The sequence below is a fragment of the Mycobacterium sp. genome (assembly GCF_050700595.1).
In the GTDB taxonomy this organism is placed as follows: Bacteria; Actinomycetota; Actinomycetes; order Mycobacteriales; family Mycobacteriaceae; genus Mycobacterium.
Genome location: NZ_JBOHHI010000230.1, coordinates 23,738 through 32,802, shown reverse-complemented (window position 1 = coordinate 32,802; position 9,065 = coordinate 23,738). Strand labels below are relative to the sequence as shown.

Genomic DNA, 9,065 nt, shown 5'->3' with positions numbered 1-9,065 from the left:
AGGTCGCCGAGCTGCCCGCCGGGCATGGGCTCAACGCGGCCACGTTGGTCTATGGGGACCTGGCGAACGATGGGATCATCGATCCGGTCAAGGTCACCAGGTCCGCAGTGCTCAATGCGGCGTCGGTCGCCCGGATGGTGCTGACCACCGAAACGGCCGTCGTGGAGAAGCCGGAGGAACAGGACGAGCACGACCACCACGGTCACGGCCACTAGCCCTCGCGAACACGAATCGCCCCGGTCATCTGGCCGGGGTGTTTTCGTAGCTCAGGGGCTACATACGTTTAGTCTCGCGCCATGGACCGCTTCTACCGGTGGGCGTGGGATCGCCACGGAGCGAGGTACTCATGGGTGATCTGCGCGGTCGCCGTCGTGGTGCCGGTTCCGATCTATCTATTCTTGGCCTTCGTCATCGTGGCTTTCGAGAACTCCGGTCACTACCTCGCGGCGGCCGCCGCCACCGGTGTCGCCATGCCGGTGTTCGCGTACGGGCTGGTTCTGCCCGGTCGCGGTGCATCGCGGGTTGTCCAGCGATGGGCTGCCGGTGACGAGGTCGATCCGGCGCGCGCGCTGGAAGCCAGCTACGCCTGGTCCCGCGGTGGGGTTGCCCGAGCGTTGCCGGTGATCGCGGTGTGGGCGGCCCTGTTGTCGGTCGTCATCGGCGTCATAGCCGGCGCGACCGGACTGCGGCTGGTCCAGTATGCGGTCCTGGGTTCGATCTTCGGGGCCGGCTCCCACCTGATCGGGGTGCACAGCCTCCCGGAGACGGTGATGCGACCGGTACGGACCGCCCTTGCCGGTCACACCGGGATCGGTGACGATCTGCCCCGCTCTCGGCCCACCTTCGCCGCGTGGGCCAACGTGTCCATCCTCGCGGTCGCATTGGCGTTTTCCATTGCGGGTGCGATGGTTTCGGCCGTGTTCGATCGGGCCAGTCAAGTCCCCGTGCTGTCGGTGGTGATCGGCTTCGCGTTGACCCTGGGTCTCGCGGTGCCGATAACGGTCGGCAATGTCTTCTCGCCGTCACTGCAGGCGATTCGGGATCTTGTCGAAGGCACCAAACGCGTCACGGCCGGTGACTACGGCCGCCGGCTGCCGGTGGTTCAAGACGATGATCTGGGTGCGCTCGCGGCGTCATTCAACCGCATGCAGGCCGGCCTGGCCGAGCGTCAGCGGCTTCAGGTGGCATTCGGGACCTACGTCGACCCGGCCCTGGCAGTGCGGTTGCTCGAGCAGGGCGACGACGTCTTCAGCGGCGAGCGCCGGCAGGTGACCGTGATGTTCGTCGACATCCGCGACTTCACGCCGTTCGCCGAGGCGAACACCGCCGAGGACACCGTCGCTCGCCTCAACGCCTTGTTCGAAATCGTCGTGCCTGCCGTGGTCGACGCCGGTGGGCACGTGAACAAGTTTCTCGGCGACGGCGCTTTGGCGGTCTTCGGCGCCCCGGACGACCTCGGCGATCATGCCGATGCTGCGGTGAGCGCCGCTGTGCTGATTCATCGCCGGGTCGCCGAGCGTTTCGACGGTGAGCTTCGAATCGGCATCGGCATCAACACCGGCCCGGTGATCGCCGGCACCATCGGCGCCGCCGGCAAGCTCGAGTTCACCCTCATCGGCGACACTGTCAACGTCGCTGCCCGCGTCGAGCAGCTCACCAAGACCACCGGCGACGCGATCCTTCTCACCCAGCAGACAGTCGACGCCCTGGTTTCTCGACCACTCGGACTGACCGACAAGGGATTTCACGCAGTGAAAGGTAAGTCGGCCACCGTGCAGGTTTTCGGCCTGGACCCCGCGGCGACCCGTTTACGTTACAGCGATACCTAATCCGCGGTGACCGTGCGTCAGGCGCCCGGAGGAAGGCTGGGGGTCGTTGTCGTGGTCGGCGTGGACGTGACGGTCGGCACGCTGGTGACCGTGACGGTGCTCGTGCTCGTGGACGGCGGTGGGACGGCGGTCGTGGTGGTGGTCGTGGTGACGCTAGGTGTCGCTGTGGTGGACGAGGTCGTCGTCGTGGCCGCCGGCGAAATCACACCGCGGGCCACCCGCTTGCCCGAATCACCAGTGGCCAGCGTTTCTTCGTCCGGGCCCGGTGTGCCGTTTTTCTGGGTGTAGCGGGCGGTAGGGATATTGCCGAAGTTATCCGGGCCCTGGTGAATGATCAGCGCGGTACCCGAGCTGTTCTTCAGATCCGCGGCGGTGAAGGAGCTCGTCGTCGTGACGAGTTTCGCCGCGCCGTCGGAGCGCACTTCCAATGACGTCAGGTCGCCGCTGGCGGGATGACCAGTGTGCCCCGGCGCCTGGTAGTGGCCGCCGGCGGAGTTGAAGTCCCCGGCCGCACCTCCCGTGGGCGCAACCGAATTCGCCTCGCATTTGCCCACCGAGTGGATATGGAGCCCGTGGAACTCGGGGGTCAGGATCTGGTTGGGGCCGGCTTCCACGGTCACCGTCGCGTAGCCGTTCGCGAAATCGAAGGTGGCGTTGGCGACCAGAGTCCCGTCGGCGCTCTTCAACTGCATGCTCAACCTCTCCGTGCCGGGCGGCGCGACGGTGAGCGGTGACGTATTGGGCTGGCTGGTGTTCTGGTTTGTGCATGCGCCTAACGGTGCGACGGTCACGGTAAGCACCGCAACCGCAACGGCTACTTCCCTTTTCAACCCCTTTTTCATGGGCTGGGCCTACCCCGATCAGCCAATGTAGAAACGAGTGCGACTCGCACGAATACCATCGCGACCCGGGGGAGTGCCCGCAGTCCGCGCAGCTACGCCGTGCGCCGAATGCCGCGGGAGCGGCCCATATCGCGCTTGAGCAGCATGTCGCGTTCGGTCTCTGACAGACCGCCCCAGATGCCGTACGGTTCACCAACCTCCAGGGCGTGGGTCCGGCACTGCACGATTACCGGGCACTGGCGGCACATTTCCTTGGCGCGCCGTTCACGTTGCAGGCGGGCACGGCCACGCTCGCCGTCGGGATGGAAGAAGACCGACGAGTCGACACCGCGGCAAACGCCCCGCAGTTGCCAATCCCAGGTATCGGCGTTGGGGCCGGGTAGCAGCTCCGGTTGTGGCATTGAAGTCCTCTCTGCGCACCTGCTGAACACGTCCGAACGGTGTCGCCGATGACTACACGTCGACATTGTCGATATTAAACGTAGAAGCACTGCCGAAATGCCGTCAACACCACTCGGGAAGGCTGAATCTCCAACTGTGCCTTAAGAATTTACTTGTCGTTCATCGCGCGAGGCGTTCGATAGCGCGGATCCTGCTGCCCGCATGCCGACGGTGTGGGAACTTTAATTCCGGCCGCCGGGGGGCGGTAATATCGCCGTAACGTGGAAACCACAAACTTTTAACTAATGCTCACCGCGATTTTTACCGTCGTGATCCGATGATCGACGCCACGCTCATCGCTGCCGCCTTCGGCAACGATCCCGGGTACTGGCCGCTGCCGACGGCGAACACGCCGCAGCAATTGTGGCTGCGGGCGGTCGCCGCGGGCGGGCAGGGCCGCTACGGCAGTGCCCACGCCGACCTGACGGGGCTGCTGCACGGCACGCCGAGTGCGCGGCTGGCCTCGCTGGCGCACAGCACCCGGGCATCGTTTTTGCGCCAGCTCGGTTGGCATACCGCCGCCCGCGGCTGGGACGGCCGGGCATTGGCGCTGGCCCGGGATGATCCCGAGGCCGGCGCCGACGCCCTGCTCGGGCTGGCTGCCGACGCGCTCGGTGTCGGTCGTTTGTCGGCCTCGGCGGCGTTACTGCGGCGGGCGGACGAGCTGGTGGCCTCCGCACCGCGCCGGCTATCGGTGCGCCGAGGATGGGTCGCCGCCGAGCTGGCGATGGCGGGCGGCGACGCTGACGCCGCCGTCCGACACGCCGAGGCCGCCGTCGAGTTGGCGGCTGCCCCGCTCGCCGGGCAGCAGATTTCGGCACGGCACCGCACCAAAAGCGACGTGGTGCTGGCCGCCGCTCTGTGCAGCGCCGGCGCGCTCGAAAAGGCACGTGCGATCGGTGACGCGGCGCTGGACGCCACCGGTCAATTGGGGCTGGTGCCGTTACGCTGGGCGCTGGCCTGTCTGCTCATCGACCTCGAAAGCTCAACGTGCACAACCGAAGAGCTGGGTGACATCCGCGATTTGTGCGCGCGGTGGGTGCGCCACGCCGGAGGAGCCTGGAACGTGCGCTAACGCCGAAATGGCACGTCGGGCCGCTATCGTTTAGCAGTGCCACCGCGCCGGGCCGGGCCCGGTTCGTAACGTTGGAGATAGCGCCGGCGATGACATTGCCAGAAGAACGTCTCGACACTGTTGTCGCCGACGCCGCGGCAGGTGACCGGGACGCGCTTCGGGAAGTGCTGGAGACGATCCGCCCGATCGTGATTCGATACTGCCGCGCACGTGTCGGCGCCTCGGAGCGGAGCGGGCTTTCGGCTGACGACGTGGCGCAGGAGGTGTGCTTGGCTGCCATCACGGCACTGCCGCGCTACCGGGATCGCGGACGGCCGTTTTTGGCCTTCGTGTACGGCATCGCTGCGCACAAGGTCGCCGACGCGCACCGCGCGGCGGGCCGCGACCCGTCCTATCCCGCCGATTCGCTACCCGAGCGCCGGTCGGCGGAGGCCGGTCCCGAGCAGCGGGCACTCGAGGCCGATTCGGTCACCCGGATGAACGAGTTGCTGGAAATCCTGCCCGACAAGCAACGCGAGATCCTGGTCCTGCGCGTGGTAGTGGGGCTGAGCGCCGAGGAAACCGCCAGCGCCGTCGGCAGCACTCCCGGAGCGGTCCGGGTGGCCCAACATCGCGCGTTGACGCGGCTGAAATCGGAGATCGTCGGGGCGAGGCGAGACTATGTCTGATTTCGGCCGTACCCCGTTTGACCAGCCGGACCTGGTTGCACTGGCGCGCAGCGATCGGTTGCTTGACGCGCTTGCGACACGCCGGCCGGTCGAGTCCGGTGACTTCGGCGAACCCGGCGACCAGGTGCTGGCCGCGCTGCTGGCCGACTGGCGCGACGAGTTGAGATGGCCGCCGGCCAGCGGGCTGGTTTCCGAGCGCCAGGCCACCGCCGCGCTGGAGCGCGGGTGGGCGGCCCGCCGGCACGCCCGCGGAGGTTTGACGCTGGTCGGGTCGGTGGCCGCAGCGGTGCTGGCGCTCGGCGGATTCGGTGCGCTGGTGGGCGGTGCCCAGCCCGGCGACGCGCTCTATGGCGTGCGCACGATGCTGTTCGATGAGCCGCCGTCGGTGCACGACGACCGCATTGCGCTGACCGCCAAGACCGAACTGGAGCAAGTCCAGCAGATGATCACCCAGGGTCAGTGGGATCAGGCGCAGACCAAGCTGGCGGCCGTCACCGACAACGTGCAAACCGTCAACGACGAGGGGCGCAAACAGGACCTGATCGACCAGGTGAACCAGCTGAACGCCAAGGTCACCGCTCGCGACCCCAATGCGCCGGTGCCGCCATCCTCGCAACCCGGTGCCGCGCCCGCGACGACGGCAACCCCGGCGTCGGTCTCACCGACGCCTTCCGATCCGATGACGTCGACGACACTTTCCCCGGCGAGCGTGTCCACAACCGCCGTGCCAGTCCCGGCGGCGACGAGCACGGCTCCGGACAGTGCCACACCGACGTCGGTGCCGCCCGGTGCCGCAACCGCGCCATCGACATCGCCTGCCGCCGCGTCAAGCGCACCGCTGAGCTCGTCGACCCCGACGTCGGCAACTGCGTCATCGTCGTCCGCGGCATCATCGTCGGCGGGTGCGCCGACCGCCACTACGACTGCGCCGACGACGTCTGACGGCTAGCGCCGGCCGTGGAAGCCCTCGGTGTCCGAGGTGGCCTCGTTGAGCGAGGCGTCGGCGTATCCGCGGCAGTAATCCCAGGTGACGTAGGCGTCCGGCTCGGGGTCATAGGCCGGTTCGTGCGGACGCACGGTGCCGTCGACCAGCAACTGCAAGAGGTTGGAGCGCAACATGTCCCAGTCGTGATAGTGATCCTGCTGACATTCGTCGCAGCACACCACCAAGCCGCGAATCCCCTTGTGCGCCAATAGCGCCTCATACACGGCCAGGTCGGCCAGATCGGCCTCGACGGCCATCCGCTCCTGCGAGTCCAGCGGCTGACCGGGTTCGACGGCGTCCAGTGCCGCAGACGGGTCGCATGGGTCGTCGGCAAAGGGATCGGGCGGCAAACCCGGTGGAAGGTGGTCGCGCACGTTTCCACCCTACAGCGTGGCCGGTCTCGCGCCAGCAGATAAGCGACACCCTCAGCCACGGAGGACCACGGCCCCGGGATCGGTCGGTGAGCCGATAGGATGGGCTTCTCAGTCCGCCTGCGTATGGAGGGCCGCAGTGATGTCTCCTGGCTTGTCCCGTATCGAAGACAGCGGCGACTCAGTGCCTACCGGCGGCGACGATCCGCACAAGGTCGCCATGCTGGGGCTGACCTTCGACGACGTTATGTTGTTGCCCGCCGCCTCCGATGTGGTGCCCGCCGCCGCGGACACCTCCAGCCAGCTCACCAAGAAGATCCGGCTCAAGGTGCCGTTGGTCAGCTCGGCGATGGACACCGTCACCGAGGCGCGGATGGCTATCGCGATGGCCCGGGCGGGCGGCATCGGAGTGCTGCACCGCAACCTGCCCGTTCCCGAACAAGCCGCACAGGTCGAGACCGTGAAGCGATCGGAGGCCGGCATGGTCACCGATCCGGTGACCTGCCGACCGGATGACACGTTGGCCGAGGTCGACGCGCTGTGTGCCCGTTTCCGGATCTCCGGGCTGCCGGTAGTCGACGACTCCGGTGCGCTGGTGGGCATCATCACCAACCGCGACATGCGCTTCGAAGTCGACCAGTCCAAGCGGGTCGCCGAGGTGATGACCAAGGCCCCGTTGGTCATCGCGCAGGAAGGGGTTTCCGCCGACGCGGCGTTGGGCCTGCTACGCCGGCACAAGATCGAGAAGCTGCCGATCGTCGACGGGCGCGGCAAGCTGACCGGGCTGATCACCGTCAAGGACTTCGTCAAGACTGAACAACACCCGCTGGCCACCAAGGACAGCGACGGGCGCCTGCTGGTGGGGGCGGCCGTCGGGGTCGGCGACGACGCCTGGGCGCGTGCCATGGCGTTGGTCGATGCCGGTGCCGACGTGTTGGTCGTCGACACCGCGCACGCACATAACCGCCTGGTGCTCGACATGGTCGGCAAGCTCAAGGCCGAGGTCGGCGACCGGATCGAGGTGGTCGGCGGCAACGTCGCCACCAGGTTGGCGGCCGCGGCGCTGGTCGATGCCGGTGCCGACGCGGTCAAGGTCGGCGTGGGTCCCGGGTCGATCTGCACCACCCGGGTTGTGGCCGGCGTCGGGGCGCCGCAGATCACCGCGATCCTGGAAGCGGTCGCGGCGTGCGACCCGGCGGGGGTGCCGGTGATCGCCGACGGCGGGCTGCAGTACTCCGGGGACATCGCCAAGGCGCTGGCCGCCGGTGCGTCGACGACGATGCTGGGATCGCTGTTGGCCGGAACCGCCGAGGCGCCCGGCGAGCTGATCTTCGTCAACGGCAAGCAGTACAAGAGTTACCGCGGGATGGGATCGCTGTCCGCCATGCAGGGCAGGGGCTCTGCTCAAGGCGAGGGTAGGTCGTACTCCAAGGACCGCTACTTCGCCGATGACGCGCTCTCCGAGGACAAGCTGGTGCCCGAGGGCATCGAGGGCCGGGTACCGTTCCGCGGTCCGCTGTCCACGGTGATCCACCAGCTCACCGGCGGGCTGCGGGCGGCGATGGGATACACCGGGTCCGCCACGATCGAGGCGCTGCAACGGGCGCAATTCGTGCGGATCACCGCGGCGGGTCTGCGGGAAAGCCACCCGCACGACATCGCCATGACCGTCGAAGCACCCAATTACTACGCGAGGTGAACGGGTCGCTCATGCGTGACATGGTCGAGATCGGCATGGGCCGCACGGCGCGGCGCACCTATGAGCTCGACGACATCAACATCGTGCCGTCGCGGCGCACCCGCTCGTCGCAGGACGTGTCGACGAGTTGGCAGCTCGACGCCTACCGGTTCGAGATCCCCGTCGTCGCGCACCCGACCGATGCGCTGGTGTCGCCGGAGTTCGCGATCGAGCTGGGTCGGCTCGGCGGGCTCGGCGTGCTCAACGGTGAAGGCCTGATCGGCCGGCACTCCGACGTACACGCCAAGATCGCCCAGGTCGTCGAGGCAGCCGCCAAGGAACCCGAACCGTCGGCGGCGATCCGGCTGCTGCAGCAATTCCACGCCGCGCCGCTGGATCCCGAATTGCTGGGCGCGGCGGTCGCCCGTGTTCGGGAGGCCGGGGTGACCACCGCGGTGCGGGTCAGCCCGCAGAACGCCCAGGCGCTGACGCCGGTGCTGGTGGCAGCCGGCGTCGACCTGCTCGTCATCCAGGGCACGATCGTCTCCGCCGAACGGGTCGCCAGCGATGGTGAGCCGCTCAACCTCAAAACATTCATTTCCGGGCTCGACGTACCGGTGGTGGCCGGTGGGGTGCTCGACCATCGCACCGCGTTGCATCTGATGCGTACCGGAGCCGCCGGTGTCATCGTCGGCTACGGCTCGACCCGGGGCGTGACGACCAGCGACGAGGTGCTGGGCATCAGCGTGCCGATGGCCACCGCGATCGCCGACGCCGCCGCGGCGCGGCGGGAATACCTCGACGAGACCGGCGGCCGCTATGTGCACGTGCTGGCCGACGGGGACATCCACACCTCCGGCGAGCTGGCCAAAGCCATCGCCTGCGGCGCGGACGCGGTGGTGCTGGGCACACCGCTGGCCGAGGCGGCCGAGGCGCTGGGCGACGGGTGGTTCTGGCCGGCGGCCGCCGCGCACCCGTCGCTGCCGCGGGGCGCGTTGCTGCAGATCGCCGTCGGCGAGCGGGCACCGCTGCGACAAGTACTCACCGGCCCGTCCGACGACCCGTTCGGCTCGTTGAACCTCGTCGGCGGCCTGCGCCGGTCGATGGCCAAGGCCGGCTACTGCGACCTCAAGGAATTCCAGAAAGTCGGCCTGACCGTCGGGAGCTAGGCTGGGG

The 9,065-nt window shown here is 68.1% G+C and carries 9 protein-coding genes and 1 pseudogene; 7 read left to right on the top strand and 3 right to left on the bottom strand.

Annotated features, from left to right (window positions below; all coding sequences use genetic code 11):
* Together groEL and ACRDTL_RS20870 are read left to right on the top strand one after the other, a co-directional pair.
* Positions 1 to 215, top strand: a pseudogene (groEL, locus tag ACRDTL_RS20875) (chaperonin GroEL); the annotation flags it as partial.
* 81 nt (positions 216 to 296) lie between these two features.
* The gene (locus ACRDTL_RS20870; protein ID WP_431508597.1) at positions 297 to 1,829 is read left to right on the top strand and encodes an adenylate/guanylate cyclase domain-containing protein; all 1,533 of its coding nucleotides are present in this window, start codon (positions 297 to 299) and stop codon (positions 1,827 to 1,829) included.
* Positions 1,830 to 1,846: 17 nt separating this feature from the next.
* Here ACRDTL_RS20870 and sodC read toward each other — a convergent pair whose 3' ends face one another.
* Both sodC and ACRDTL_RS20860 read right to left on the bottom strand, forming a co-directional pair.
* A complete protein-coding gene (sodC, locus tag ACRDTL_RS20865; RefSeq protein ID WP_431508603.1) occupies positions 1,847 to 2,659 on the bottom strand; it encodes a superoxide dismutase[Cu-Zn] in 813 nt (270 codons plus the stop codon).
* A 104-nt stretch (positions 2,660 to 2,763) separates the two neighbouring features.
* Positions 2,764 to 3,072 (bottom strand): WhiB family transcriptional regulator, encoded by a 309-nt coding sequence (locus ACRDTL_RS20860; RefSeq protein ID WP_431508596.1) that lies wholly within the window; start codon positions 3,070 to 3,072, stop codon positions 2,764 to 2,766.
* A 317-nt stretch (positions 3,073 to 3,389) separates the two neighbouring features.
* On the opposite strand from ACRDTL_RS20860, the gene ACRDTL_RS20855 reads away from it, so the two are divergent.
* The 3 genes from ACRDTL_RS20855 (at position 3,390) to ACRDTL_RS20845 (ending at position 5,804) form a co-directional block, all read left to right on the top strand.
* A complete protein-coding gene (locus ACRDTL_RS20855) occupies positions 3,390 to 4,187 on the top strand; it encodes a hypothetical protein (protein ID WP_431508595.1) in 798 nt (265 codons plus the stop codon).
* A gap of 89 nt (positions 4,188 to 4,276) precedes the next feature.
* Positions 4,277 to 4,855: a sigma-70 family RNA polymerase sigma factor gene (locus tag ACRDTL_RS20850; RefSeq protein ID WP_431508594.1), complete on the top strand. Its 579-nt coding sequence runs from the start codon at positions 4,277 to 4,279 to the stop codon at positions 4,853 to 4,855.
* Positions 4,848 to 5,804 carry an anti-sigma-D factor RsdA gene (locus tag ACRDTL_RS20845; protein WP_431508593.1) on the top strand — a complete coding sequence of 319 codons (957 nt, stop codon included), beginning with the start codon at positions 4,848 to 4,850 and terminating at the stop codon, positions 5,802 to 5,804. The genes ACRDTL_RS20850 and ACRDTL_RS20845 overlap by 8 nt, the downstream gene beginning before the upstream one ends.
* Here the strand turns inward: ACRDTL_RS20845 and ACRDTL_RS20840 are convergent.
* Positions 5,801 to 6,214: a DUF5319 domain-containing protein gene (locus tag ACRDTL_RS20840; protein WP_431508592.1), complete on the bottom strand. Its 414-nt coding sequence runs from the start codon at positions 6,212 to 6,214 to the stop codon at positions 5,801 to 5,803. The genes ACRDTL_RS20845 and ACRDTL_RS20840 overlap by 4 nt on opposite strands.
* A gap of 139 nt (positions 6,215 to 6,353) precedes the next feature.
* Between ACRDTL_RS20840 and guaB the strand changes: the two genes are divergently transcribed.
* Entirely contained in the window at positions 6,354 to 7,910 is a 1,557-nt protein-coding gene (gene guaB, locus ACRDTL_RS20835; protein ID WP_431508602.1) for an IMP dehydrogenase, read from the top strand.
* Positions 7,911 to 7,930: 20 nt separating this feature from the next.
* Entirely contained in the window at positions 7,931 to 9,058 is a 1,128-nt protein-coding gene (locus ACRDTL_RS20830) for a GuaB3 family IMP dehydrogenase-related protein (protein ID WP_431508601.1), read from the top strand.
* Positions 9,059 to 9,065 lie beyond the last annotated feature (7 nt).

Coding starts and splice junctions, on each gene's coding strand:
- ACRDTL_RS20870 (WP_431508597.1), top strand. CDS start 297: ATGGACCGCTTCTACCGGTGGGCGTGGGATCGCCACGGAGCGAGGTAC.
- ACRDTL_RS20860 (WP_431508596.1), bottom strand. CDS start 3,072: ATGCCACAACCGGAGCTGCTACCCGGCCCCAACGCCGATACCTGGGAT.
- ACRDTL_RS20855 (WP_431508595.1), top strand. CDS start 3,390: ATGATCGACGCCACGCTCATCGCTGCCGCCTTCGGCAACGATCCCGGG.
- ACRDTL_RS20850 (WP_431508594.1), top strand. CDS start 4,277: ATGACATTGCCAGAAGAACGTCTCGACACTGTTGTCGCCGACGCCGCG.
- ACRDTL_RS20845 (WP_431508593.1), top strand. CDS start 4,848: ATGTCTGATTTCGGCCGTACCCCGTTTGACCAGCCGGACCTGGTTGCA.
- guaB (WP_431508602.1), top strand. CDS start 6,354: ATGTCTCCTGGCTTGTCCCGTATCGAAGACAGCGGCGACTCAGTGCCT.
- ACRDTL_RS20830 (WP_431508601.1), top strand. CDS start 7,931: ATGGTCGAGATCGGCATGGGCCGCACGGCGCGGCGCACCTATGAGCTC.